General features: G+C 56.4%; 22 protein-coding genes. 12 read left to right on the forward strand and 10 right to left on the reverse strand.

Features of this window, described 5'->3' with window-relative positions:
* The first annotated feature begins 154 nt into the window (after nt 1-154).
* Nucleotides 155-1135, forward strand: a complete 981-nt coding sequence (locus F8R23_RS19210; protein WP_112349097.1) for a LacI family DNA-binding transcriptional regulator — start codon at nt 155-157, stop codon at nt 1133-1135.
* On the opposite strand, the gene F8R23_RS19215 is transcribed toward F8R23_RS19210, so the two are convergent.
* A complete protein-coding gene (locus F8R23_RS19215; protein ID WP_151415904.1) occupies nt 1136-1918 on the reverse strand; it encodes a PhzF family phenazine biosynthesis protein in 783 nt (260 codons plus the stop codon). It abuts the gene before it with no gap.
* A gap of 9 nt (nt 1919-1927) precedes the next feature.
* Nucleotides 1928-2530: a LysE family translocator gene (locus tag F8R23_RS19220; RefSeq protein ID WP_129936943.1), complete on the reverse strand. Its 603-nt coding sequence runs from the start codon at nt 2528-2530 to the stop codon at nt 1928-1930.
* Nucleotides 2531-2648: 118 nt separating this feature from the next.
* Here F8R23_RS19220 and F8R23_RS19225 point away from each other — a divergent pair, with 118 nt between their 5' ends.
* The 3 genes from F8R23_RS19225 (at nt 2649) to F8R23_RS19235 (ending at nt 4880) form a co-directional block, all read left to right on the forward strand.
* A complete protein-coding gene (locus F8R23_RS19225) occupies nt 2649-3629 on the forward strand; it encodes a hydrolase (RefSeq protein ID WP_151415905.1) in 981 nt (326 codons plus the stop codon).
* A complete protein-coding gene (locus tag F8R23_RS19230; protein ID WP_085119788.1) occupies nt 3626-3859 on the forward strand; it encodes a YheU family protein in 234 nt (77 codons plus the stop codon). Before F8R23_RS19225 ends, F8R23_RS19230 begins: the two co-directional genes overlap by 4 nt.
* 151 nt (nt 3860-4010) lie before the next feature.
* Complete coding sequence (locus F8R23_RS19235) at nt 4011-4880, forward strand: phosphoribulokinase (RefSeq protein WP_012147256.1); 870 nt, start codon at nt 4011-4013, stop codon at nt 4878-4880.
* 40 nt (nt 4881-4920) lie between these two features.
* Here F8R23_RS19235 and F8R23_RS19240 read toward each other — a convergent pair whose 3' ends face one another.
* Nucleotides 4921-5328: an OsmC family protein gene (locus F8R23_RS19240; RefSeq protein WP_112349102.1), complete on the reverse strand. Its 408-nt coding sequence runs from the start codon at nt 5326-5328 to the stop codon at nt 4921-4923.
* A gap of 379 nt (nt 5329-5707) precedes the next feature.
* Between F8R23_RS19240 and crp the strand changes: the two genes are divergently transcribed.
* Nucleotides 5708-6340 carry a cAMP-activated global transcriptional regulator CRP gene (gene crp / locus F8R23_RS19245; RefSeq protein WP_004718520.1) on the forward strand — a complete coding sequence of 211 codons (633 nt, stop codon included), beginning with the start codon at nt 5708-5710 and terminating at the stop codon, nt 6338-6340.
* A 54-nt stretch (nt 6341-6394) separates the two neighbouring features.
* A complete protein-coding gene (locus tag F8R23_RS19250) occupies nt 6395-8470 on the forward strand; it encodes a YccS/YhfK family putative transporter (RefSeq protein ID WP_112349104.1) in 2076 nt (691 codons plus the stop codon).
* 37 nt (nt 8471-8507) lie between these two features.
* Here the strand turns inward: F8R23_RS19250 and argD are convergent, their stop codons facing one another.
* The 6 genes from argD to ppiA form a co-directional block, all read right to left on the reverse strand.
* On the reverse strand, nt 8508-9725 hold the full coding sequence (gene argD, locus F8R23_RS19255; protein WP_129936945.1) for a bifunctional acetylornithine/succinyldiaminopimelate transaminase: 1218 nt from the start codon (nt 9723-9725) through the stop codon (nt 8508-8510).
* A gap of 131 nt (nt 9726-9856) precedes the next feature.
* Complete coding sequence (locus tag F8R23_RS19260; RefSeq protein WP_129936946.1) at nt 9857-10432, reverse strand: aminodeoxychorismate synthase component II; 576 nt, start codon at nt 10430-10432, stop codon at nt 9857-9859.
* 98 nt (nt 10433-10530) lie between these two features.
* Nucleotides 10531-12057, reverse strand: a complete 1527-nt coding sequence (locus tag F8R23_RS19265) for a helicase HerA-like domain-containing protein (protein WP_129936947.1) — start codon at nt 12055-12057, stop codon at nt 10531-10533.
* A 141-nt stretch (nt 12058-12198) separates the two neighbouring features.
* A complete protein-coding gene (gene btsR / locus F8R23_RS19270) occupies nt 12199-12924 on the reverse strand; it encodes a two-component system response regulator BtsR (protein WP_099063529.1) in 726 nt (241 codons plus the stop codon).
* A complete protein-coding gene (locus tag F8R23_RS19275) occupies nt 12924-14609 on the reverse strand; it encodes a sensor histidine kinase (RefSeq protein WP_129939089.1) in 1686 nt (561 codons plus the stop codon). Before F8R23_RS19275 ends, btsR begins: the two co-directional genes overlap by 1 nt.
* Nucleotides 14610-14770: 161 nt before the next feature.
* Nucleotides 14771-15340: a peptidylprolyl isomerase A gene (gene ppiA / locus F8R23_RS19280; RefSeq protein ID WP_129936949.1), complete on the reverse strand. Its 570-nt coding sequence runs from the start codon at nt 15338-15340 to the stop codon at nt 14771-14773.
* Between the two features lie 356 nt (nt 15341-15696).
* Between ppiA and F8R23_RS19285 the strand changes: the two genes are divergently transcribed.
* The 4 genes from F8R23_RS19285 (at nt 15697) to tsgA (ending at nt 19789) form a co-directional block, all read left to right on the forward strand.
* Nucleotides 15697-16035: a PTS lactose/cellobiose transporter subunit IIA gene (locus tag F8R23_RS19285; RefSeq protein ID WP_099063567.1), complete on the forward strand. Its 339-nt coding sequence runs from the start codon at nt 15697-15699 to the stop codon at nt 16033-16035.
* Entirely contained in the window at nt 16032-17339 is a 1308-nt protein-coding gene (locus tag F8R23_RS19290; RefSeq protein WP_129936950.1) for a 6-phospho-beta-glucosidase, read from the forward strand. Before F8R23_RS19285 ends, F8R23_RS19290 begins: the two co-directional genes overlap by 4 nt.
* 96 nt (nt 17340-17435) lie before the next feature.
* The gene (locus F8R23_RS19295; protein WP_129937010.1) at nt 17436-18416 is read left to right on the forward strand and encodes a LacI family DNA-binding transcriptional regulator; all 981 of its coding nucleotides are present in this window, start codon (nt 17436-17438) and stop codon (nt 18414-18416) included.
* A gap of 188 nt (nt 18417-18604) precedes the next feature.
* Nucleotides 18605-19789 (forward strand): MFS transporter TsgA, encoded by a 1185-nt coding sequence (gene tsgA, locus F8R23_RS19300; protein ID WP_129939090.1) that lies wholly within the window; start codon nt 18605-18607, stop codon nt 19787-19789.
* Between the two features lie 67 nt (nt 19790-19856).
* On the opposite strand, the gene F8R23_RS19305 is transcribed toward tsgA, so the two are convergent.
* On the reverse strand, nt 19857-21125 hold the full coding sequence (locus tag F8R23_RS19305; protein ID WP_232810969.1) for a cytosine deaminase: 1269 nt from the start codon (nt 21123-21125) through the stop codon (nt 19857-19859).
* 303 nt (nt 21126-21428) lie between these two features.
* On the opposite strand from F8R23_RS19305, the gene nirB reads away from it, so the two are divergent.
* Nucleotides 21429-23978 (forward strand): nitrite reductase large subunit NirB, encoded by a 2550-nt coding sequence (gene nirB, locus F8R23_RS19310; RefSeq protein WP_129939091.1) that lies wholly within the window; start codon nt 21429-21431, stop codon nt 23976-23978.
* Complete coding sequence (gene nirD, locus F8R23_RS19315; protein ID WP_085119802.1) at nt 23975-24301, forward strand: nitrite reductase small subunit NirD; 327 nt, start codon at nt 23975-23977, stop codon at nt 24299-24301. Before nirB ends, nirD begins: the two co-directional genes overlap by 4 nt.
* The last annotated feature ends 20 nt before the right edge of the window (nt 24302-24321 follow it).

The following is a 24321-nucleotide window of genomic DNA, read 5'->3' on the forward strand; positions in this document are numbered from 1 at the left end:
ATCGATTTCTTTTTTTCGGCAACCTGATTAATCTGCGGAAAGGGGCTGATAAGATGAATTTGTAACCCACATCACAATCCTGAGGCCAGGCGCAGACTTTTTGCCGCGCTTGGGCATATTGTGCGGGGCAATTGGGCAGAAGGAACAGCAAACCATGTCGATCGAAAAGGTGGCGAAACTCGCCGGCGTCTCTGCCGCGACGGTCTCACGGGTATTGAACGGCCAGCAAATCGTCAAACCGGCCACTCGCGACAAGGTACTGGCGGCGATCCGCGCATGCGACTACCAACCCAACCTGCTCGCGCGTCAGCTACGCACTTCGCGTAGCCGCATGCTGCTGGTACTGGTTTCCAGTATCACCAATCCTTTTTGTTCCCTGGTAGTACGCGGTATCGAAGAAGAAGCCGAACGCCACGGCTACCACATTTTGCTGTGCAACTCCGAATCCAATCCAACCCGGGAGTCCGCCTATCTCAGCCTGCTGAGCGGTAAAGTGGTCGACGGCGTGATTACCATGGACGCCGTCAGTTGCCTGCCCGGCCTGACCGCAATGATTGGTGATTTCCCCTGGGTACAATGCGGCGAAGGCGATCCCGAGTTCCGCGCCTCTTCAGTCACCATCGACAACCATCAGGCGGCGATGGCCGGCGTGCGTTATTTAGCTGCACAGGGCCGACGACGTATTGCCCTGATCAACAGCGACATGCGCTATCTCTACTCGCAGCAGCGAGAGCAAGGTTATCGACAGGCGCTGGCCGAAGCCGGGTTCGACTATTGTCAGGTGGAATACGTCGAGGGACTGGAATATGCCGCCGGTGCGTTGGCCATGGGCCGCCTGCTGGATGCCGAGCCGCGACCGGATGCGGTATTCGCCATTTCCGACGTAATCGCCGGTGGGGCGATGAGCACCCTGCACCAACAGGGATTGCGCATTCCCCAAGATGTCGCGGTAATGGGCTTTGACGGCGTGCCATTCGGTGCCGTCACCACGCCACCACTGACCACCGTCGAACAACCGATGCACCAGTTTGGCGTGCGCAGCGTGCAGTTGCTGCTGGAAAAAATCAAAAATCCGCAACAACCGCCGCGCAATGAAGTGCTTGAGTGGCGGCTGGTTGAGCGTGGCTCAGCCTGATTACAGGCTCAATTCCCCTCGCAAAAACGTGCGCGCATAGCCACCAATCAAGGTGCGTTCGCCCTTCAGCTCACAGAACAACTCACCGCCACGTGCCGAAATTTGCCACGCGTGCAGTTGATGGCGACCGAGACGTGCGGTCCAGTAAGGCATCAGCGTGCAGTGTGCCGAGCCGGTCACCGGATCTTCACCGCCGTCGAGAGTGAAATAGCGCGAGACAAAATCGACCTTTTCACCCGGAGCACTGACGATCACCGCACGGCCGACCAGGGCAATCAATGCCGGGATATCCGGCTGTAACGCCCGCACCTGCGCTTCGCTTTCCAGCACCACTAACAGCGCATTGGCCTGCCACACTTCCTGCGGTTCAGCTCCCAGCAGCGCCGTTAACCCTGTGGGCTCCGCAACCTTCTGAGGCGGTCGAGACGGGAAATCCAGAATCAGCCGTTCGCCATCTTCGGCGTCGCGTTTAACGTACAAATCACCGCTCGCCGAACGGAAACGGATATCCCGCAGCGCCGGATTCACCGCACTGAACATCACGTGCGCCGCCGCCAGCGTACCATGACCACACAGATCGACCTCGCGATGAGGCGTGAACCAGCGGATCGCCGACATATCCCCATCGTCCCAGACAAAGCTGGTTTCCGGCAGGCTCAGCTCATTGGCGATGACCTGCATCTCGGCGGTCGACAGTGGCTGTTTCAGCAGGCAGACACCGGCCGGGTTGCCACGAAATCCTTCGCCAGTGAAAGCCACAATGTGGAAGTAATTTTCTGCCATCGCATTTCCTTAATGCCAGATCAGTAACACACAGGCCGCCGTGAGCAGCCCCATAGAAACGTTAAAGATGATCCAGGCCTTTTTGCTACGCAGCAGGCGGCCAATCACCGTGCCAAATCCCAGCCAAATCACGCCGGCAACCATGTTCACCACGAAAATACCCAGCGAGATCGCCAGAATCGAGGTGTTGTACTTATCGCCTGCCAGGCTAAAGCTTGCCACCGCCCCCAGCGCCATCAACCAGGCCTTGGGGTTAAGGAATTGCAGCAGCCAGCCCTGATACAGCCGTATCGGCTTGGGCGGTGCCACGTCCGGTTCCAGCTTTTCATAGGCGGCGGTGGCCACTTTCCACGCCAACCACAGCAGGTACAGGCTGCCGAGAATTTTCAGCACCAGATGCAGAGCCGGATAAACCAGAATCAGGCTGCCAACGCCGAAGGCCACCAGCAGCAAAATGCTTTGCATGCCGAGCATGATACCCATCATCAGCAGCAGTGAACGCATAAAGCCAAAGTTGGCGCCGGAAGTGGTCAATAACATATTGTTGGGGCCTGGGGTGATCGCGGCAACCCACAGAAAGCCTAACATCGAAAGAAATAAACTCGCTTCCATCAGGCGGGTGCTCCTCACCCAGGGGGATTTTTGCAGTATTATTGTTAACTCAGGGTAGTGAAGCTAACAGCGCACTAATCATCCCACAATAGTTGCCAAAAAGATTTTTACTCAAGCTATGCATGAATCCTTTCGCCCGTTGACCGGGGCCAGTAATCCCCATCTGCAGACACTGCTGCCACGGCTGGTGCGCCGTCGTGTACAACTGAAACCTCATTGGCAACGGCTGGAATTGCCCGACGGCGACTTTGTCGATCTCGCCTGGAGCGAAGACCCCACTCAGGCTACCGACAAGCCACGTGTGGTGCTGTTCCACGGCCTGGAAGGCAACTTCTACAGCCCCTATGCTCATGGCCAGCTCAGCGCCTGGCGCGAAAAAGGCTGGCTCGGGGTAGTGATGCATTTTCGCGGCTGTAGCGGCGTGCCGAACCGTAAGCAACGCATCTATCATTCCGGTGAAACGGAGGATGCGCGTTTTTTCCTGCAGTGGCTGCGAACCACCTACGGGGAAGCGCCAACCGCCGCCGTGGGTGTCTCACTCGGTGGTAACATGCTGGCCTGCTACCTGGCGCAACAGGGCGCCGACAGCCTGCTGCAGGCGGCGGTGGTGGTCTCTGCGCCATTGATGCTGGAACCCTGCTCATGGCGGATGGATCAGGGCTTCTCGCGGGTTTATCAGCACTATCTACTCGGGCAATTGAAACAAAACGCCACCCGAAAACTGCTGCACTATCCTGATACCCTGCCCCTCAAGCTACCGCAACTCAAAGCGTTGCGCCGGATCCGCGACTTTGACGATGCCATTACCTCGCGTATCCACGGTTTCAACGACGCTACCGATTATTACCGCCGCTGCAGCGCCCTGCCGCTATTGCCGTCGATCCAAACGCCGTTGTTGATCATCCATGCCAAGGACGATCCCTTTATGACCGATGCAGTGATCCCCGAGGTCGCCACGCTGCCGCACAACATTGAGTATCAACTGACCGAGTTTGGCGGCCACGTCGGCTTTGTCGGCGGTACATTGAAAACCCCCCATATGTGGCTGGAATACCGTATTCCATCCTGGCTTGCCCCTTATCTGGAAACAACCAAGTGATTATCCCCTGGAAAGAACTGGAAGCTGAGACCCTGAACGGCCTGATCGAGTCCTTTGTGCTGCGTGAAGGGACCGACTACGGCGAGCACGAGCGCTCGCTGGAACAGAAGGTGGAAGATGTACGCCGCCAGTTGAAAAGTGGCGAGGTGCTGCTGGTGTGGTCAGAACTGCATGAGACCATCAACATCATGCCTCGAGGACAGTTCCGCGCCGGACAAGAAGAAATTTAGTGCCGATCGGTTCTATGACTGACGGAAAAAATCAGGTAACAATGAGGGATTGCAAACCAACGCGCGGAATTTTGCCCTTGGCGAAAGGGCGTCAAACACACCAATAATGATATCTGACGCCTGCGCATTAAACACGGAGTGACCCACCACCATGTCCGCCAAACATCCCGTTATCGCAGTGACCGGCTCCAGCGGCGCCGGCACCACCACCACCAGCGTGGCGTTCCGTAAAATCTTTCAGCAGTTGAACATCCGTGCCGCTGAACTGGAAGGCGACAGTTTCCACCGCTATACCCGGCCGGAAATGGACGCGGCAATCCGCAAAGCGCGCGATCTCGGCCGTCATATCAGCTATTTCGGCCCTGAGGCCAACGACTTCGGCCTGCTGCAACAAAGCTTTAGTGAGTACGGCACCAACGGTACCGGCCGCTCTCGCAAATATCTGCATACCTACGATGAAGCGGTGCCCTATAACCAGGTCCCCGGCACCTTTACGCCGTGGGAAGCCTTACCGGCACCGACCGACGTGCTGTTCTATGAAGGGTTGCACGGCGGCGTGGTGACCGAACACAACGACGTGGCCAAACATGTCGATTTATTGGTCGGCGTGGTGCCTATCGTCAACCTGGAGTGGATCCAGAAGCTGATCCGCGATACCGGTGAACGCGGCCACTCTCGTGAAGCGGTGATGGACTCGGTGGTCCGTTCGATGGAAGACTACATCAACTACATCACTCCGCAGTTCTCCCGCACCCACATCAACTTCCAACGGGTGCCGACGGTAGATACCTCCAACCCGTTTGCCGCCAAGGCGATCCCCTCGCTGGACGAGAGCTTTGTCGTGATCCACTTCCGCGGTCTGGACCAGATCGATTTCCCTTACTTGCTGGCTATGCTGCAGGGATCTTTTATCTCGCATATCAATACGCTGGTGGTGCCGGGTGGCAAAATGGGGCTGGCGATGGAGCTGATTATGGCGCCGCTGGTGCAGCAACTGCTGGAAGGCAAAAAAATCGAGTAACTTATCAGAGCGCGGCGACAGGCCGCGCCCCCTGTATCCGTCAGGACACTGTGCGGATTTCAAAACTGTGGGTCACGCTGGCTGCCTGACTCAACATCAGCGAGACCGAGCAGTACTTCTCGGCAGAAAGGTTCACCGCCCGCTCAACAATCTTGTCACTTAAATCTTTACCGGTGACGATAAAATGCAGGTTGATATGGGTAAACAAGCGTGGCGCTTCTTCACGCCGTTCGGAGGTCAATTTCACCTCGCAGTCGCGCACATCGTTACGTCCTTTTTGCAGGATCGACACCACATCGATCGCGCTGCAGCCTCCCACCGACATCAGCACCATTTCCATCGGGCTGGGGGCTTTATCACCGGCGTTACCGTCCATCAGCACCTGATGGCCAGACGCGGACTCACCCAGAAACGTCAACCCTTCCACCCACTTAACTCTTGCCTGCATACTGGTCACTCCGGTTAATTTCTTAAAATCAGACTACGCTTTCGCATAGAAACTGGCAACGGAACCTGATGCTAATCATGCTGAAGCGAGACAACACAAGACACCCGCCTCACTCTGTGCTACAAACAGAGCCGCAATAAATCTTTCCGGGACACTGATTTCAGGGAAACTCCCAGGGAAAGGCTCCTTTACCGGTATGTTAACAGAATGTAGCTTGCAGCTCTCCCGGCAAGTTAATATGCTAGGGCGACAGCGTATATTTATGACACGCCTCAAAACCTGCTGCCAGCCACCATTAAAAAAACGGCGACAGCACGTTTTACAGGGAACTCTGACCCCTGTGACACAAGGCAGCGATAACAACAGAGGATAACAGCGAATGGTTCTCGGCAAACCGCAAACAGACCCTACTCTCGAATGGTTCCTGTCTCATTGCCATATCCACAAATATCCATCCAAAAGTACGCTGATTCACCAAGGTGAAAAGGCCGAAACGCTTTACTACATCGTCAAAGGCTCCGTCGCGGTGCTGATTAAGGATGAAGAAGGTAAAGAGATGATCCTGTCCTACCTTAACCAGGGGGATTTCATCGGCGAGCTTGGATTATTTGAAGAAGGTCAGGAGCGTAGCGCCTGGGTTAGGGCGAAAACCGCCTGTGAAGTGGCTGAAATTTCCTATAAGAAATTCCGCCAGTTAATTCAGGTTAACCCGGACATCCTGATGCGCCTGTCAGCGCAGATGGCAAACCGTCTGCAGATCACCTCTGAGAAAGTGGGTAACCTTGCTTTCCTGGACGTGACGGGCCGCATCGCGCAAACCCTGCTGAACCTGGCGAAACAGCCTGATGCCATGACCCACCCGGATGGCATGCAGATTAAAATTACCCGCCAGGAAATTGGCCAGATCGTCGGTTGTTCACGTGAAACCGTTGGTCGTATTCTGAAAATGCTGGAAGATCAAAACCTGATCTCCGCCCACGGCAAAACTATTGTCGTTTACGGCACGCGTTAATTACTGAAAAAACGGCGCGATGATTCGCGCCGTTTTTTTATGCCCTGAATCATCATGTGGCGCCGACTAATTTACCACCCGGAAGTCAATTACGCACTGCGGCAAACGCTGGTGCTTTGCCTGCCGGTACTGCTGGGCCTGCTGATTGGCCAGCTGCAATACGGCCTGCTATTTTCCCTGGTCCCCGCCTGCTGTAACATCGCCGGGTTGGACACGCCCCACAAACGCTTCTTCAAACGCCTGATCGTCGGCGGTTCCCTGTTTGCTTTCAGCAGCCTGCTGCTGCAGCAAGCCCTGCTTTGGCAGTTGCCGCTGCCGTTACTGATGCTCGGCCTGGCCCTGTTGCTCGGCGTCAGCGGTGAAATCAGCCCGTTACACGCTCGCCTGCTGCCTGCCGCGCTGGTGGCCGCCATCTTCTCTCTCAGCATGGTCGGTAGAGTCCCGCTGTGGCACGCACCACTGTTATATGTGGTCGGTACCGCCTGGTACGGCCTGTTCACCTGGTTCTGGTTCAAGCTGTGGAAAGAGCAGCCAATGCGCGAGTCGCTCAATCAGCTCTATCTGGAGCTGGCGGACTACTTCGAAGCCAAATACTCGCTACTGACCCAGCATACCGATCCGCAGACTGCGCTACCGCCATTGTTGGTACGCCAGCAAAAAGTCATGGATTTGATCACCCTGCTGTACCAGCAGCTTAATTTTTTGCCGCACGCCAGTAACCTTGAGCAAAAGCGCCTGCAACGCACCTTTCAGGTCGCGCTGGATTTGCAGGAACACATCACAGTCAGCCTGCATCTGCCGGAAGAGGTACAAAAACTGGTGGAGCAGAGCCAGGCCGAAGCGATTATCCGCCGCAATGCGCAGGTGATTGCCGGCCGACTACGCACGGTGGCCCACGATATTCTCTACCACCAGCATTCGCAGCGATTCAAAATGGACCATGAACTGGCGGCACTGGAAAAAGTCGCTGCGCAGCACCCGGACAACCCGGTGGGCCAGTTCTGCTACTACCACTTCAGCCGCATCGCACGTCTGCTGCGCACCCAGCACCCGCTCTACCGCCGCGATCTGATGGCCAATCAAAACCGCCTGCCGTTTTGGCCCGCGCTGGTCAGCTATCTGTCGTTCAAGTCCAACGCCCTGCGCAATGCGGCACGGTTGGGTGTCACGCTGGCAGCGGGCAGCAGCCTGGGTCTGTTTTTCAATCTGCCGAAACCCTACTGGATCCTGCTGACCATCATGCTGGTGAGCCAGAACGGCTACAACGCCACCCGGGTGCGCATCCAGCACCGTGCGCTCGGTACCCTGGTCGGACTGGTGCTTGCCGCCGGTCTGCTGCAATTACAGCTACCCGAGGCCGAGACCCTAAGCGTGATGCTGGTGATCACGCTGCTGGCCTATCTGGTATCGCGTAAAAACTACGGGCTGGCGGTGATTGGCTTTACTGTGACGGCGGTCTACACCCTGCAATTACTGGCGCTAAACGGCACCAATTTCCTGGTGCCACGGCTGATCGACACCCTGATTGGCTGCGTGCTGGTATTCGGCAGCACCATCTGGCTGTGGCCACAGTGGCAAAGCGGTCTGCTGCGCAAGAACGCCCACCAGGCGCTGGAGAACGATCAGCAGGCGCTGCGTTTGCTGCTGGAAGAACAGGAACCCGACCCCAGCGCACTGGCCTATGCCCGCATGCAGGTTAATCAGGCGCACAATGCGTTATTCACCTCGCTAAATCAGGCGATGCAGGAGCCGGGGTTTGAATCGAACTATCTGGCGGATATGCGCCTGTGGGTGACGCACAGCCAGTTTATTGTCGAACATCTGAACGCGATGACTATCCTGGCGCGCGAGCACTATATGCTGACGCCAAAGCTGGCGGAGGAGTATCTGCAATCTTGTGAGATCGCGCTGCAAAGCTGTCAACAGCGGCTGGAATACGATGGGCCAAGCAGTGGCAACGGCATTATGCAGCCGCCGAATTTGCACCCGGATATGCCGGTGACCGAAATGGAGCGCCACCTGCGGCGTATTCTGTCGCACCTGAGCGTCATGCATACCATCTCTTCATTGGCCTGGAGTCAACGCCCACATCATGGTATCTGGCTGAAGCGCAAACTGCGCGATCAATAAGGGCGCCCTGTGGCGCCCCGGTTATCGGTGCAACAAATTAAGCGTTAATCACGTCCTGCACTGCCAGCTCAAACAGCGCCATACCTTCGTCGATATCCTGGGTTTCCACCACCAGCGAAGGTGCAAAGCGGATCACATTTGGCCCGGCATTAAGGATCATCAGCCCACGAGCAGCAGCAGCCGTCAGGAAATCGCGCGCCTTGCCGTGGTATGGCGCCGTCAGTTCGGCACCAATCAACAGGCCCATGCCGCGAATATCGCTGAAAATACCGTACTTCTCGCCAATTTTCTTTAACGCCTGCACGTACAGCCCGTGGCGTAACTCAATGCCGCTCAGCACTTCCGGCGTATTGATCACGTCCAGTGCCGCTTCCGCCACTGCGCAGGCCAGCGGATTACCGCCGTAGGTGGTGCCATGGGTGCCCACCTGCATCGCCGAGGCAATCTCTTCGGTGGTCAGCATGGCGCTGACCGGGAAACCGCCACCGAGCGCTTTGGCGGTAGTCAGGATGTCCGGTGTTACGCCGTAGTGCATGTAGGCGAACAGCTTGCCGCTGCGGCCCATGCCGCTTTGCACTTCGTCAAACACCAGCAGCGCCTGGTGTTTATCGCACAGTTCACGCACGCCCTTGAGGAATTCGGCATTGACAGGAGTAATTCCCCCTTCCCCCTGGATCGGCTCCATCACCACCGCACAGGTATGGTCGTCCATCACCGCCTTCACCGCCGCCAGATCGTTGAACGGCACGTGTACGATATCGGCCGGCTTGGGCCCAAAACCATCAGAATACTTGGCCTGCCCGCCCACCGAGACGGTGAACAGCGTGCGGCCGTGGAAAGCGTTATAAAAAGCGATGATTTTGGTTTTGTACGGGCTGTGACGGGTAATGGCGTAATGCCGAGCCAGTTTGAAGGCCGCTTCATTGGCTTCCGCACCGGAGTTGGCGAAAAACACCCGGTCGGCAAAGGTGGCGTTGATCAACTTGGTGGCCAGACGCAGCGCCGGTTCGTTGGTGAAAACATTGCTGGTATGCCACAGGGTTTCGCCCTGCTGTTTCAATGCCTCAACCAGGGCCGGGTGGCAATGCCCCAACGCTGTCACCGCAATGCCGCCAGAGAAATCGATGTACTCTTTCCCCTGTTGGTCCCACACGCGGCTGCCTTTTCCCCTGACCGGGACAAACTGGGCAGGTGCATAAACAGGCAAGATAACCTGATCAAAGGTGCTGCGGTTGACTTCGAGTTTTTCGGTCATTATGGGGTCCACCCTGAATGTGACTCAGTCTTTTTGTTGCGACCGAGTGAAAATATAATCACAAAATATGCATAAAAAACCAATAAAGGGCAAACGCAAATCGTCTTCGCGGTTAAAAAAAACCTAACCAACTAACTTTTAAGGAAATTATCCAACAGCTGGTGACCCTGCTCGCTAAGGATGCTCTCCGGGTGGAACTGCACCCCTTCCAGCGCCAGTTGGCGGTGGCGGATCCCCATAATCTCATCGCGTACGCCGTCGCGCTCGCTCCAGGCCGTCACTTCAAAACAGTCCGGCAAGGTAGCGGCTTCAAGCACCAGCGAGTGGTAACGGGTGACGGTCAGCGGATTGTTCAATCCGTGAAAAACGCCGCTGTCGAGATGGCGGATCGCCGAGGTCTTGCCATGCATCACCTCGCGGGCACGCACGACCTTGGCACCAAAAACCTGCCCCAGAGCCTGGTGCCCCAGGCAAACACCGAGGATCGGCAGCCTACCGGCAAAATGCCGAATGGCCGCCAGCGAGATACCGGCTTCGTTTGGGGTGCAGGGGCCCGGAGAGATCACCAAATGCTGCGGGGCCAGCCTTTCTATATCGGCCAGTTGCAGTTCGTCGTTACGCTTCACCAGCACTTCGGCGCCTAATTGGCAGAAGTACTGGTAAAGGTTATAGGTAAAAGAATCGTAGTTATCGATTAGCAGCAGCATAGGGGTTCCAACGGACAGCATGGTAAGGGGCTCGCCCCGATTGACACCGGCGCATTATACAACGCCCCGGCAATACTGCCGCCAGCGATAATTTCAGCTTACTTTTTACGGCCCCCCATAATCGAGCCCAGTACCCCACGCAGAATCTGGCGACCAAGGTCACGCGCCATGCTCTTGGCGGCGGTCTGGACGATGCCATCACGCTTACCACCGCGCGGGCCGGTAGAGCCGAACAGGATATCGTTCAGACCGCCCATCAAGCCACCGCCCGCCTGCTGCTGTGCCTGCGGTTGCTGTGTCGGCTGGCCCGGTTGCGGTGTGCCGACGGTAGCAAAACCTTCCGACGACAACTTCTCATAAGCGGACTCGCGGTCAACCATATCCTCGTAGCGGCCATACAGCGGCGACTTGTTAATCGCACTGTTCAGCCCTTCGGCCCCCAACATGCCCATCTTGGATTCCGGTGCGATCACCATCGCTCGCTCCACCACATTTGGCCGCCCTTTCTCATCCAGGAACGACACCAGCGCCTCGCCGACGCCCAGTTCGGTGATCGCCGTTTCTGCGTCGAAGGCCGGATTGGCTCGCATGGTTTGTGCCGCAGCCTTCACCGCTTTCTGATCGCGAGGGGTAAACGCACGCAACGCATGCTGTACGCGGTTGCCTAGCTGACCCAGCACGCTGTCCGGGATATCCAGCGGGTTCTGGGTCACGAAGTAGATGCCGACGCCTTTGGAGCGGATCAGGCGCACCACCTGTTCGATTTTGGTCAGCAGTGCCGCCGGCGCATCGTTGAACAACAGGTGTGCTTCATCAAAGAAGAACACCAGCTTCGGCTGTTCCGGGTCACCCACCTCCGGCAGGTGTTCAAACAACTCGGCCAGCAACCACAGCAGGAACACCGAATACAGCTTCGGCTGGTTAATCAGTTTGTCCGCCGCCAGCAGGTTAATGATGCCGTGGCCGTTGGCGTCGGTTTTCATCAGATCATTGATGTCGAGCATCGGTTCACCGAAGAACTGGTTGGCACCCTGCTCTTCCAGCGTCAGCAGCCCACGCTGGATAGCGCCCACCGAAGCCGAAGAAATATTGCCGTATTGGGTCTGGAACTGTTTGGCGTTGTCACCCACGTACTGCACCATGGCGCGCAGATCTTTCATATCCAACAGCAGCAGCGCGTTATCGTCGGCAATTTTGAACACCAATTGCAGCACGCCACTTTGTACTTCGTTCAGATCCAGCAAGCGGCCCAGCAGCAGCGGCCCCAGGTCAGACACAGTGGCGCGGATCGGGTGGCCCTTCTCACCGTAGATGTCCCACGGAATAAGGGTACAGGCCTGTGGCTGCCAATCTGTAACGCCAATGGCCGTCAGGCGCGCCTGAAGTTTTTCGGAGGGCACGGCTTCGGTGCCAATCCCCGACAGGTCGCCCTTCACGTCGGACAAAAATACCGGAATGCCGATACGCGAGAATTGCTCAGCCATTTTTTGCAGCGTCACGGTTTTACCGGTCCCGGTCGCGCCGGTGATCAGACCATGGCGGTTGGCCAACGCGGGCAAGATCACCAGATCCTGTTCCGGTTTCCCGTCTTTCATCGCTTTGGCAATAATCCGTGCTTCACTCATTTTCTTTTCCTTGGACGCTGACGTGGCGCGAAAAGCGCCAGTTGATGTCAATAAAGCTATAAGCGTGGCGTAACCCCGTCAAGGACAAACAAAAAGGGCGTCATCAAGACGCCCGCAAAAACCAATACTTTCAGAATCGCCCTAACCACGCAGCCCCAGCTCTTCTTTCAGCGCTTTCAGGTAACGACGGCTGACCGGTACCGGTTCGCCAACCGGCATGATCATTTCCGCCGCGCCACCGTCATCAAAGCGGATCTCGCGCACCAGCTCCAGGTTAACCAAGTATTGTCGGTGACAACGCACCAGCGGCGTTCGCATTTCCAGCGTGCGCAGCGTCAGCTCGGTAAAGCACTCCATGCCGTCATTGCGGACCACGAACACCCCACTCAGCCGTGAACGGATAGCCACCACCTCATCAAAGCGCAGCAAATAGATGCGGCTGTGGCCGGTGCAGGGAATGTATTTCAGGTAGCCGGCGCTTTCGTCCAGTGCGGCGATATTTTGCGGTTCGCGTTGCTGTTGCAAGCGCTGCAGCGTTTTGCTCAGTCGTTTCGGTTCCGCCGGTTTCAGCAGGTAGTCAAACGCATGCTCTTCAAAGGCCTGCACCGCGTATTCATCATAAGCGGTCAGAAACACAATATGCGGCATACGGTTGGGATCGAGCATGCCGACCATCTCCAGCCCGGTGATGCGCGGCATCTGGATATCCAAAAACACCACGTCCGGCTGCAAACGATGGATCCCGCTGATAGCCTCTATCGCATTGGCGCATTCGCCGACAATAGAGATGCCTTCTTCCGCCTCCAGCAAATGCCGCAGGTTATCGCGCGCGGAGGGTTCATCATCGACAATCAGTACGTTTAACATCAGGCAGCCCTCGCCAAGGGGACATTGATTGTAATGCGGGTGAATGTTTGCGGCTCACAGGCTATCTGTACACCATAATCGTCGCCGTAGCGTACGCGGATACGCTTATCCACCAGGTTCATCCCCAGCCCACTGTTGTTCGGCTGCGATTGGAATAATCCGGCATTGTCGGTCACCTGCAGCAACAGACATTCCCCTTCGCGCCGCGCACCGATATCAATCCGCCCCACCCCCAACAGCTGCGAAGTGCCATGCTTAATGGCATTCTCCACGATCGGCTGCAGTGAAAATGCCGGCAACCGTACTGCCAACAGGTCTTGCGGCAACGAAACCACGACTTCCAGCCGATCGGCAAAACGCGCCAGTTCAATTTGCAGGTAGGCATTCACATGTTCGAGCTCGTCCGCCAGGCTGACCTCATCACCGGAACGCTTGAGGTTCTTGCGGAAAAAGGTCGAAAGATTTTGCACCAACTCACAGGCCCGGTCGCCGTCACGTCGGATCACCGCCACCAGCGTATTCAGGGCGTTAAACAGGAAGTGTGGATTGACCTGCGCATGCAGTAATTTGATTTCTGACTGCGCCAGCAGCTGTTTGTGGCGCTCATACTGGCCGGCCATAATCTGTGCGGATAACAGGCTGGCGATACCTTCACCCAGCGTACGGTTGATGGTGCTGAACAACCGACTCTTCGGCTCATACAACTTGATGGTGCCGATCACTCGCTGATTCTCACCGCGCAGCGGGATCACCAATGTCGACCCCAGTTTGCAACTGGGATTAATCGAGCAGCAGTAAGAATGCTCATTGCCGTCGGCGTAGACCACTTCGTTGTTGTCGATCGCGCGGTGCGAGTGCTTTGACGAGATCGGCGTGCCCGGCAGGTGGTGGTCGTCACCGATGCCGATAAACGCCAGCAGTTTATCGCGGTCGGTTATCGCTACGGCGCCGATACCCAGTTCCTGGTAAATCACTCGCGCCACCCTCATGCTGTTTTCCTGATCAAACCCCTGTCGCAGGATCCCTTCGGTACGCTCGGCAATTTTCAGCGCCTTGGTGGAAAACGCGCCGGTGTACTTTTCGAACATCGCTCGCCGATCCAGCAGGATTTGCATGAACATTGCGGCCCCCACCGTATTGGCGATCAACATCGGCAAAGCGATATGCTCCACCAGCCGCAGTGCCTCGTCGAATGGGCGCGCAATCGCCAGGATAATCACCATTTGCAGCACTTCGGTTACCAGCGCGACCCCGGCGACAAACAACGGATTAAACAGCAAGTCGATACGCCGGTGACGCATGGCAATGCTATGCACCAGCCCGCCTACCAGCCCTTCTGCTACAGTTGATACCGCACAGGCGATATCGGTCATGCCTCCCAGGGTATAACGGTGCAGACCACCGGTCAGCCCCACTAAAAGCCCCACCGAAGGCCCGCCCAGCAGACCGCCTAACACCGCACCGATGGCTCGGGTGTTGGCAATCGAGCCTTCGACATGCAGACCGAAATAGGTGCCCATGATGCAGAACACCGAGAAAATGACGTAGCACAGCAGCTTGTGCGGCAGGCGGATGGTCACCTGCGTCAGCGGAATGAACAGCGGGGTTTTGCTCAGTAAATAAGCAATAACAAGGTAAACACACATCTGCTGCAACAGCAGCAGCACCTGGCTAAATTCGAACATGGCAGCAGCTCATCCCTTAAGAAAACAGATGCAAAACGCCGGGTTTCCGGTCTGATTATAAGCTGGCGATTAAAGCATGCGACGGGGGAAAAAACAGTGATGCAGGCAAGGCTTCCAGGGAAAGCAACGCAGCCGGCCCACCTGGGGCCGGCGCAAAATCATTATGGCAGCACTTTCGCTGACAGAATGACGATAGGTTTGCTCGGAACATTTTGGTACGGACCTACGTTGCCGGTCGGCGCCTGGGAGATTTTATCTACCACGTCCATGCCTTTAACCACTTTGCCGAATACCGCGTAACCGAAGTCGCGCTGGCCGTGATCCAAGAAGGCGTTATCCGCCACGTTGAGGAAGAACTGGCTGGTAGCGCTGTCTTTGTCGGCGGTACGTGCCATCGAAATGGTGCCGCGCAGATTGCGCAAGCCGTTATCCGCTTCGTTCTTGATTGGCGCCTGGGTGGATTTTTGCTGCATGTCTGCAGTAAAGCCACCGCCCTGAACCATAAAGCCCGGGATCACGCGGTGGAAAACGGTGTTGTTGTAATAGCCGCTGTTCACGTAGTCGACGAAGTTCTTGGTGGAAACCGGAGCCTTCTGACTGTCGAGCGCCAATTCGATATTCCCTGCTGAGGTGGTCAGCATGACATGAGTTTCACCGGCGGCGAGCGCGGCGGGTGCCATTGCTGTCAGGGAACACAGCGCAACGAAGGTCACTAAAGTACGTTTGAACATTAACGGGTCCTTTCTCTGAGAGACAAACAACGGAAAAGCGCCTTGATTCTAAAGAGCTGAACCTGCGAGTGCCAGCCATTTACCTATATTTACGTAATAGTGGGACATATCTCAGTCAGCCCCGGATTTTACTGCCAAAAGTATGATCGCCTTAGACCTTTTTGCCAAATGCATCACGCATTTTTTGCCCTTTTTACGCCTTCGTCGCTTTTTGCGACACAACTCCCGGTTTCGTTTTCCATTCCCGTTACTCTAGATAAATGAGAGCGCTCTCATTTGAGCGCAAAGACAAGAATAATGAATGTCCGCCGGCACCGCTGCCGCGCAATAACAGGAGAAATAATGTGAGTGAATTGATGACTGAAATCAGCGCCGATTTTGAAAGCACCATCATGGAGCTGCTGGTGTTCTCCGGTGGCGCCCGTAGCAGTGCGCTGATGGCGCTGCAGCAAGCCCGCGCCGGCGACTTTACCGCTTCAGCCAAGCATATGGCCGAGTCCAAACAGTCGGTGAAAAAAGCCCATCTTATTCAGACCCAACTGATCGGTCTGGACGAAGGCTGCGGCAAACTGACCATCAACCTGATTACTGTCCATGCCCAGGATCATCTGATGAACGCCATGGTGATCCAGGATCTGGCGGATGACATGATTGAGCTCTATCGCCGTCAGGCCCAGTTGGAGACCCGCGCATGAAATCGTTGAAAATAGCCGTGATTGGCGGCGGCAGCAGCTACACGCCAGAATTGGTGGATGGATTGATCCAGCGTATCGAAGAGCTGCCAGTGACCGAACTGGCGCTGGTGGACGTTGAGCCTGGCCGCGAAAAGGTCGAGATCATCGCCGCACTGACCGAACGCATGCTGGCTCGTCACGGGTTGGAGCAGGTGAAGGTCAGCGTGCATTTCGAGTTGGATGAGGCCATTCGCGACGCCAACTTCGTGCTGACTCAGTTCCGCGTTGGCCAGTTGCCGGCGCGCGCCGCCGACGAGCGTCTGGGGCTGAAATACGATTTGATCGGCCAGGAAACCACCGGCGTTGGCGGCTTCGCCAAGGCGCTGCGCACCATTCCGGTGATGCTGGATATTGCACGCAGAGTGGAAAAACTGGCGCCAGACGCCTGGATCATCAACTTCACCAACCCGGCCGGCATCGTCACCGAAGCGGTTTCCCGCTATACCAAAGCAAAAATCATCGGTCTGTGTAACGTGCCGATCAGCATGCATCACATGATTGCCAATATGCTGAATAGCCCTTATCAGGAGGTGCAACTGCAGTTCGCCGGGCTGAACCACATGGTGTGGGTACATCAGGTGCTGCAAAACGGTCATGACGTCACCGGCAAGGTGATCGACATGCTGTGTGATGGGGCAGCGCTGACCATGAATAACATCAAGGAAGAGCCTTGGCAGCCAGATTTCCTGCGCGCCGTAGGGGCGATCCCTTGCCCCTACCACCGCTATTTCTACCAAACCAAAGAGATGCTGGCCGAGGAAATTGCCGCCGCGGCCGAACGCGGTACCCGCGCCGAGCAGGTAATGAAGGTAGAGAAAGAGCTGTTTGAGCTGTATGCCGATCCGCATCTCGACAGCAAACCGGAACAGTTAAGTTTCCGCGGTGGATCATATTATTCGGAAGTGGCGCTGGAGCTAATCCGTGCGATCCATAATAATCTCGGGACGCAATTAGTCGTCAATACCGCAAACCGTGGCGCTATTCGCGGTTTACCGGACGACGCTGTGATAGAAACCAACTGTATTGTCGATGCTCAGGGCGCCCACCCGCTGACCTTCGGCACGCTGCCGGATTCCATGCATGCGCTGACTCAACAGGTGAAAGCTTATGAGCGCCTGACCATCGAAGCCGCGGTGCATGGCGATCGCCGCAGTGGCCTGCTGGCCTTGGTCACCAATCCGCTGGTCGGTAATGCCAATGTGGCCCAGCCGCTGCTGGATGAAGTGTTGGCGGTGAATGCGCCTTATCTGCCACAGTTTAAATAACCACCGGGCCAGCCGCGGTTGCTGATACATTGCTATAACTAATCTGTAGGGGGTCGATACGTCGACCCCATTTTTGTCGTAATCAGGAGTCGGATGATGGTGACACTGGAAGATGTCGCAGCCCTGGCGGGTGTGTCCCGCGCCACCGTGTCCCGCGTAGTGAATGGCGACACCAATGTTAAAGGGCAGACCCGCGAGAAAGTGGAACGCGCGGTGGCCCAGCTCGGCTACACCCCCAACCCTGCAGCACGCGCGCTGGCCTCCAGCCACAGCAATACCCTCGGGCTGGTTACCACCTCCTATCGCGGCGGCTTCTTCGGGGCGCTGATGGACTTCGTGCAAACCGAAGCAGAATCCCATGGCAAGCAGTTGTTGGTGACTCAGGGACGCAACAGCGCAGAAAACGAATGGCAGGCGATCCAGCGGCTGTTCAGCCTGCGCTGCGATGGGGTGATCCTGCATGTCCGTTTCCTCAGCGATGACCAACTGCGCCAGTTGGCAGCGGAGCAACACCGCTTTGTACTGCTCGATCGTCTGGTGCCGGGCCTGGAAGCGCACTGCGTCACCTTCGATCATCCCTACGCCAGCCGCATGGCGGCACAACAATTGATTGATGCCGGCCACCGCCACATCGCCTGCATCAGTGGCCCGCGCGACCGCCCTTCCAGCCTTTTGCGACTGCAGGGCTTTGAACAGGCAATGCAGGCGGCACATATCAAACCGGTGGCCTGCACCGAAGGGCTCTACGATCTGGAGAGCGGCTATCGCTGCGCCGATCAACTGCTAAAAATGAAAACCACGCCCACGGCTATCTATTGCTGCAACGAAGAGATGGCCATCGGTGCGCTGCTGGCGATCAACGAACACCGTCTTCGGGTGCCGCAGGACATCTCGTTGATCTGTTATGACAGCGGCGAGCGCGCGCCCTTCGTCCGCCCGGCACTGAGCAGCGTACATTTCCCGATTACCGAAATGGCGCAATACGCCGCCCGCTTACTGATCGACCCGACCACCCCACAGGTAAGCTTCGCGCCAATCGTCATCAGCCGCGACTCGATCGCGACGGTGAATAAATAGATCACAAAATATTTCAGACTCTCTCATTGATTGCATCAAAAAATAGATAGCCATCACAAAAACTCCCGTTGTCTGTGCTAGGATCCGCTCCCTGGTGGCCTGATCGGGACTTTTTCTGCTTTTGCCAGGAAAAACCAGCGGCCCTATGCCAGTTTTAAACTCTTAACAGACATAATCAGGCCTATATAATGAATGACAGCAACCGTCTACGGCTTACCTGGATCAGCTATTTTTCTTATGCGCTGACCGGTGCTTTAGTTATCGTCACAGGGATGGTGATGGGAAACATTGCAGAGTACTTTAATCTGCCGGTTTCCAGCATGAGCAATACTTTTACCTTTCTTAACGCCGGTATTTTGATTTCTATCTTCCTCAATGCCTGGCTGATGGAAATTATCCCGCTGAAACGTCAACTGATGTTTGGCTTTTTGCTGATGCTGTTGGCGGTTGCCGGGTTGATGCTGAGCAAAAGCCTGACCATGTTCTCGTTGTGCATGTTTATCCTTGGCGTGGTCAGCGGTATCACCATGTCGATAGGCACCTTCCTGATTACCCATATGTACGCCGGCCGCCAGCGCGGTTCGCGCCTGCTGTTCACTGACTCCTTCTTCAGCATGGCCGGGATGATCTTCCCGATTGTCGCCGCGATGCTGCTGGCACGTCAGATCGGCTGGTACTGGGTGTATGCCTGCATCGGCCTGCTGTACGTGGGTATATTTGTGCTGACCCTGTTCTCCGAATTCCCGGTGCTGGGCAACAAAGGCGCCGACGCCAGCCAGCCGGTAGTGAAAGAAAAATGGGGTATCGGCGTGCTGTTCCTGTCGATCGCCGCACTGTGCTACATCCTCGGCCAACTGGGTTTCATTCAGTGGGTACCGGAATACGCCACCAAGTCGTTCGGGATGGATATCAGCCAGGCCGGTAAGCTGGTGAGTGATTTCTGGACCTCGTACATGATCGGCATGTGGGTATTCAGCTTTATCCTGCGCTTCTTCGATTTGCAGCGCATCGTCACTATTCTGGCCGCTTTGGCGACCGGCGCGATGTACCTGTTTGTCAGCACCGATAATCCGGAACACCTGGGCTACTACATTATGGCTCTGGGCTTCGTTTCCAGCGCGATCTACACCACGCTGATCACTCTGGGTTCGCTGCAGACCAAGATTTCCTCACCGAAACTGGTTAACTTCATTCTGACCTGCGGCACCATCGGCACCATGCTGACCTTCGTGGTCACCGGCCCGATCGTAGCCAAAGGCGGCGCACACGCAGCGCTGACAACCGCCAACGGCCTGTACCTGGCAGTGTTCGTGATGTGTCTGCTGCTCGGCTTCGTGACCAAGCACCGCAGCCACGGCCATGTGACCCACTGATCCGTCGTCAATATCGTGATATGAAAAGGGCGCCTCGGCGCCCTTTTTTATGCTGACAAATACGGGCTTAACGCCGGAAATCCACTTTCTCATCCTGCGCCAGATACAGCGTGGTTTCCGCCGGCTGGGTCTCGGCAATCACCGTGCCCTGGCGTATCGAGTAACGCACCGGCGTCTGTCGGCGTACCGCATCAAAGCCGCTATCCGCAGGCAATATCACCAGATTGGCACTGTTGCCCGCCGTCAGGCCGTAGTCGGTCAGATTCAGGGTACGCGCGCTGTAGCTGGTGATCAGTTTCAGCCCGTCGTCGATCTGCCCGTATCCCATCAGTTGGCACACATGCAGTCCCATATGCAGTACCTGCAGCATGTTGGCGGTACCCAGCGGATACCAGGGATCGAACACATCATCGTGACCAAAGCAGACGTTGATTTCCGCCTCCAGCATCTCCTTCACCCGGGTGATGCCGCGCCGTTTCGGGTAGCTGTCGAAACGACCTTGCAGGTGAATATTCACCAGCGGATTGGCGACAAAGTTGATGCCGGACATTTTCAGCAGGCGGAACAGCCGTGACGTATAAGCGCCATTGTAAGAGTGCATCGCCGTGGTATGGCTGGCGGTGACTCTGGCTCCCATATCCAGCTTCAGCGCCAGCGCCGCCACGGTTTCGACAAAGCGCGACTGCTCGTCATCTATTTCATCGCAGTGGACATCCACCAGCCGATCGTATTTCTGTGCCAAAGCGAATGCCTTGTGCAGCGACTCCACGCCGTATTCGCGCGTAAACTCAAAGTGCGGAATGGCCCCCACCACGTCGGCCCCCAGTCGCAGCGCTTCTTCCAACAGCGCCTCACCGTTGGGATAGGACATAATGCCTTCCTGCGGAAAAGCGACGATTTGCAACGTGACCCAGGGGGCGACTTCTTGTTTCACTTCCAGCATTGCACGCAGCGCAGTCAGGGTCGGGTCGGAAACGTCAACGTGGGTACGCACGTACTGCACGCCGTTGGCGATTTGCCATTTCAGCGTCTGCCAGGCGCGCAGCTTAACGTCCTCATGGGTCAGCAACACCTTGCGCTCTGCCCAGCGCTCAATCCCTTCAAACAGGGTGCCCGACTGGTTCCAGGCCGGTTGCCCGGCGGTTTGGGTAGTATCCAGATGGATATGTGGCTCAACAAATGCCGGCATCGCCAGCCCGCCCTGCGCATCCAGCACATCGCTGCGCCATTCCTGCCCTTCCGGTTGCGGCACGATATGGGCGATGCACCCCTGCTCAATGGCCAGTTGCCACAGCCCTTCATGCCCGCTCAGACGCAGGTTATCGATAAACTTCAATGGACTCTTGGCCACCCTTCACCTCTGCTGTTCCAGCCTGTTTTATTCATCATACTGGCAGCGGATCATACTGACAAAGCCGCCAATAATTTATTCCACCGCCGATTACTCCCGAATGGGTAGAATTCGCATTAACTGGCTCGTTTCAGCTAAAGATGAATAAAAACCGCAACTTATCAAATAACGATAAAAATCATTCATATACCACATTAGAGGTATATGGAGGGGCGATTGATTTGCATCAATAAATTGCCCACAGGGAGGAATAAGGTAACGCTAGGAAACCAGAATTTTGAGGCAATAATGAGCAGAGTCAAACTTGCTGTCATCGGTAATGGCATGGTCGGCCACCGGTTTATCGAAGATCTGCTGGAAAAAGCAGACAAAGACCAGTTCGACATCACCGTATTTTGCGAAGAACCGCGCATCGCCTACGATCGCGTACACCTTTCTTCTTATTTCTCCCACCACACCGCTGAAGAACTTTCGCTGGTACGCGAAGGTTTTTACGAGAAGCAAGGCGTGAAGGTTTTGGTTGGCGAACGCGCCATCACCATCAACCGCAGTGAGAAAGTCATTCACTCCAACACCGGCCGTACCATCTATTACGACAAACTGATCATGGCCACCGGCTCTTATCCGTGGATCCCGCCGATTAAAGGCTCCGAAAGCCAGGACTGTTTCGTCTACCGCACCATTGAAGATCTGAATGCCATCGAAGCCTGCGCACGCCGCAGCAAACGCGGTGCGGTAGTCGGCGGTGGCCTGTTGGGTCTGGAAGCTGCCGGGGCGCTGAAAAGCCTCGGCGTTGAAACTCACGTGATCGAATTCGCGCCGGTACTGATGGCCGAACAGCTCGACCCAATGGGCGGCGATCAACTGCGTCGCAAGATCGAACGCATGGGCGTCAAAGTCCATACAGGTAAAAATACCCAGGAAATCGTCAACGGTGGGGAGCAGGCGCGTAAAACCATGCAGTTCGCCGACGGGACCGCGCTGGAAGTGGACTTTATCGTCTTCTCCACCGGCATCCGTGCCCAGGACAAGCTGGCTCACCAGTGCGGTCTGGCCACCGCCCGCCGCGGCGGTATCGTGATTAACGACAGCTGCCAGACCTCCGATCCTGACGTTTATGCCATTGGTGAATGTGCCTCATGGCGTGAACGCACCTTCGGCCTGGTAGCGCCGGGCTATAAAATGGCGCAGGTCACCGCCGATCATCTGCTGGGCCGTGAAAACACCTTCATGGGAGCCGACATGAGCGCCAAGCTGAAATTGCTGGGCGTCGACGTCGGCGGTATCGGTGATGCCCACGGCCGCACCGAAGGCGCACGCAGCTACGTTTATCTGGACGAGAGCAAAGAAGTTTATAAACGCATCGTGGTCAGCGCCGACAACAAAACCCTGCTGGGTGCGGTGCTGGTCGGTGATACCAGCGACTACGGCAACCTGCTGCAGCTGGCACTGAATGCCATCGAACTGCCGGAAAACCCGGACGGCCTGATCCTGCCGGCACATGCGGGCAGCAAACCAGCCATCGGCGTCGACTCTCTGCCGGAAACCGCACAAATCTGTTCCTGCTTCGACGTCAGCAAAGGCGACATCATCAAAGCGGTCAGCATGGGTTGTCATACCGTCGCGGCGATCAAGTCCGAAACCAAAGCCGGCACCGGCTGTGGCGGCTGTATTCCGCTGATCACTCAGGTGTTGAACGCCGAGCTGAGCAAACAGGGTATCGAGGTCAACCACCACCTGTGCGAACACTTCGCTTATTCACGCCAGGAGCTGTACCACCTGATCCGCGTTGAAGGCATCAAATCCTTCGACGAACTGTTGACCAAATACGGCAAAGGCTACGGTTGTGAAGTTTGTAAACCTACCGTCGGTTCACTGTTGGCCTCCTGCTGGAATGAATACATTCTCAAACCGCAGCACACGCCGCTGCAGGACACCAACGACAACTTCCTCGGCAATATCCAGAAAGACGGTACCTACTCGGTGATCCCACGCTCTCCTGGCGGCGAAATCACGCCGGAAGGGTTGATGGTAGTCGGCCAAATCGCCAAGGAATACAACCTGTACACCAAGCTGACCGGCTCCCAGCGCATCGGCATGTTCGGCGCGCAGAAAGACGACCTGCCGGCCATCTGGAGCAAGCTGATTGCCGCCGGCTTTGAAACCGGTCACGCCTACGCCAAGGCGCTGCGCATGTCCAAAACCTGCGTCGGCAGCACCTGGTGCCGCTTTGGCGTAGGCGACAGCGTCGGTTTTGGCGTCAAGCTGGAACATCGCTACAAAGGGATCCGCACCCCGCACAAAATGAAGTTTGGCGTTTCCGGCTGCACCCGTGAATGTTCCGAAGCCCAGGGCAAAGACGTCGGCATTATCGCCACCGAAAACGGCTGGAACCTGTACGTTTGCGGTAACGGCGGGATGAAACCACGCCATGCCGACCTGCTGGCAGCGGATCTCGACCGCGAGACGCTGGAGCACTATCTCGATCGCTTTATGATGTTCTATATCCGCACCGCCGATAAGCTGCAGCGCACTTCCGTATGGCTGGAAAGCCTGGAAGGCGGCATCGATTATCTGCGTAAGGTGATCATTGACGACAAACTGGGGATTAACGACCAGTTGGAAGCCGAGATCGCCCGCCTGCGCGACGCGGTGGTCTGCGAATGGAAAGAAACCCTTGAGCACCCTAAATCCCAGGTGCGCTTCGCCCACTTTATCAACAGCAGCCAGCGCGATCCTAACGTCCAGGTGGTCGCCGAACGCGAACAGCATCGGCCGGCGCGCCCGGATGAGCGTATTCCTGTCACCCTGCTGGAAGCTGAGGAGAACAACGTATGAGCCAGTGGACAACCCTTTGCCCCATCACCGATATTCTGCCCGGCACCGGCGTGTGTGCCCTGATCGGCGAGCAACAGGTGGCAATATTCCGCCCTTATGCCGACGAACAGGTGTTTGCCATCAGCAATATTGATCCCTTCGCCCAGGCCAGCGTGTTATCACGCGGCCTGATCGCCGAACATCAGGGTGAACTGTGGGTCGCCAGCCCGCTAAAAAAACAACATTTCCGCCTGCACGACGGTTACTGTCTGGAAGATGACAGCCGTTCCGTTGCGCATTTTACCAGCCGGGTTCTGGACGGCATGGTGCAGGTCGCGGCCTGATATTTTCACTTTAACCTCAG

This window comes from Serratia proteamaculans, from assembly GCF_008830365.1.
Lineage (GTDB): Bacteria > Pseudomonadota > Gammaproteobacteria > Enterobacterales > Enterobacteriaceae > Serratia > Serratia proteamaculans.

Excerpts from the sequence above, each read along its gene's own strand:
- F8R23_RS19275 (WP_129939089.1), bottom strand. The coding sequence starts at position 14,609 with ATGTTCGAATTTAGCCAGGTGCTGCTGCTGTTGCAGCAGATGTGTGTT.
- F8R23_RS19260 (WP_129936946.1), bottom strand. The coding sequence starts at position 10,432 with ATGCTGCTGCTAATCGATAACTACGATTCTTTTACCTATAACCTTTAC.
- btsR (WP_099063529.1), bottom strand. The coding sequence starts at position 12,924 with ATGTTAAACGTACTGATTGTCGATGATGAACCCTCCGCGCGCGATAAC.
- F8R23_RS19290 (WP_129936950.1), top strand. The coding sequence starts at position 16,032 with ATGAAATCGTTGAAAATAGCCGTGATTGGCGGCGGCAGCAGCTACACG.
- F8R23_RS19220 (WP_129936943.1), bottom strand. The coding sequence starts at position 2,530 with ATGGAAGCGAGTTTATTTCTTTCGATGTTAGGCTTTCTGTGGGTTGCC.
- ppiA (WP_129936949.1), bottom strand. The coding sequence starts at position 15,340 with ATGTTCAAACGTACTTTAGTGACCTTCGTTGCGCTGTGTTCCCTGACA.
- crp (WP_004718520.1), top strand. The coding sequence starts at position 5,708 with ATGGTTCTCGGCAAACCGCAAACAGACCCTACTCTCGAATGGTTCCTG.
- F8R23_RS19285 (WP_099063567.1), top strand. The coding sequence starts at position 15,697 with ATGACTGAAATCAGCGCCGATTTTGAAAGCACCATCATGGAGCTGCTG.
- nirB (WP_129939091.1), top strand. The coding sequence starts at position 21,429 with ATGAGCAGAGTCAAACTTGCTGTCATCGGTAATGGCATGGTCGGCCAC.
- nirD (WP_085119802.1), top strand. The coding sequence starts at position 23,975 with ATGAGCCAGTGGACAACCCTTTGCCCCATCACCGATATTCTGCCCGGC.
- F8R23_RS19295 (WP_129937010.1), top strand. The coding sequence starts at position 17,436 with ATGGTGACACTGGAAGATGTCGCAGCCCTGGCGGGTGTGTCCCGCGCC.
- argD (WP_129936945.1), bottom strand. The coding sequence starts at position 9,725 with ATGACCGAAAAACTCGAAGTCAACCGCAGCACCTTTGATCAGGTTATC.
- F8R23_RS19250 (WP_112349104.1), top strand. The coding sequence starts at position 6,395 with ATGTGGCGCCGACTAATTTACCACCCGGAAGTCAATTACGCACTGCGG.
- F8R23_RS19265 (WP_129936947.1), bottom strand. The coding sequence starts at position 12,057 with ATGAGTGAAGCACGGATTATTGCCAAAGCGATGAAAGACGGGAAACCG.
- F8R23_RS19215 (WP_151415904.1), bottom strand. The coding sequence starts at position 1,918 with ATGGCAGAAAATTACTTCCACATTGTGGCTTTCACTGGCGAAGGATTT.
- F8R23_RS19235 (WP_012147256.1), top strand. The coding sequence starts at position 4,011 with ATGTCCGCCAAACATCCCGTTATCGCAGTGACCGGCTCCAGCGGCGCC.
- F8R23_RS19210 (WP_112349097.1), top strand. The coding sequence starts at position 155 with ATGTCGATCGAAAAGGTGGCGAAACTCGCCGGCGTCTCTGCCGCGACG.
- F8R23_RS19240 (WP_112349102.1), bottom strand. The coding sequence starts at position 5,328 with ATGCAGGCAAGAGTTAAGTGGGTGGAAGGGTTGACGTTTCTGGGTGAG.
- tsgA (WP_129939090.1), top strand. The coding sequence starts at position 18,605 with ATGAATGACAGCAACCGTCTACGGCTTACCTGGATCAGCTATTTTTCT.
- F8R23_RS19225 (WP_151415905.1), top strand. The coding sequence starts at position 2,649 with ATGCATGAATCCTTTCGCCCGTTGACCGGGGCCAGTAATCCCCATCTG.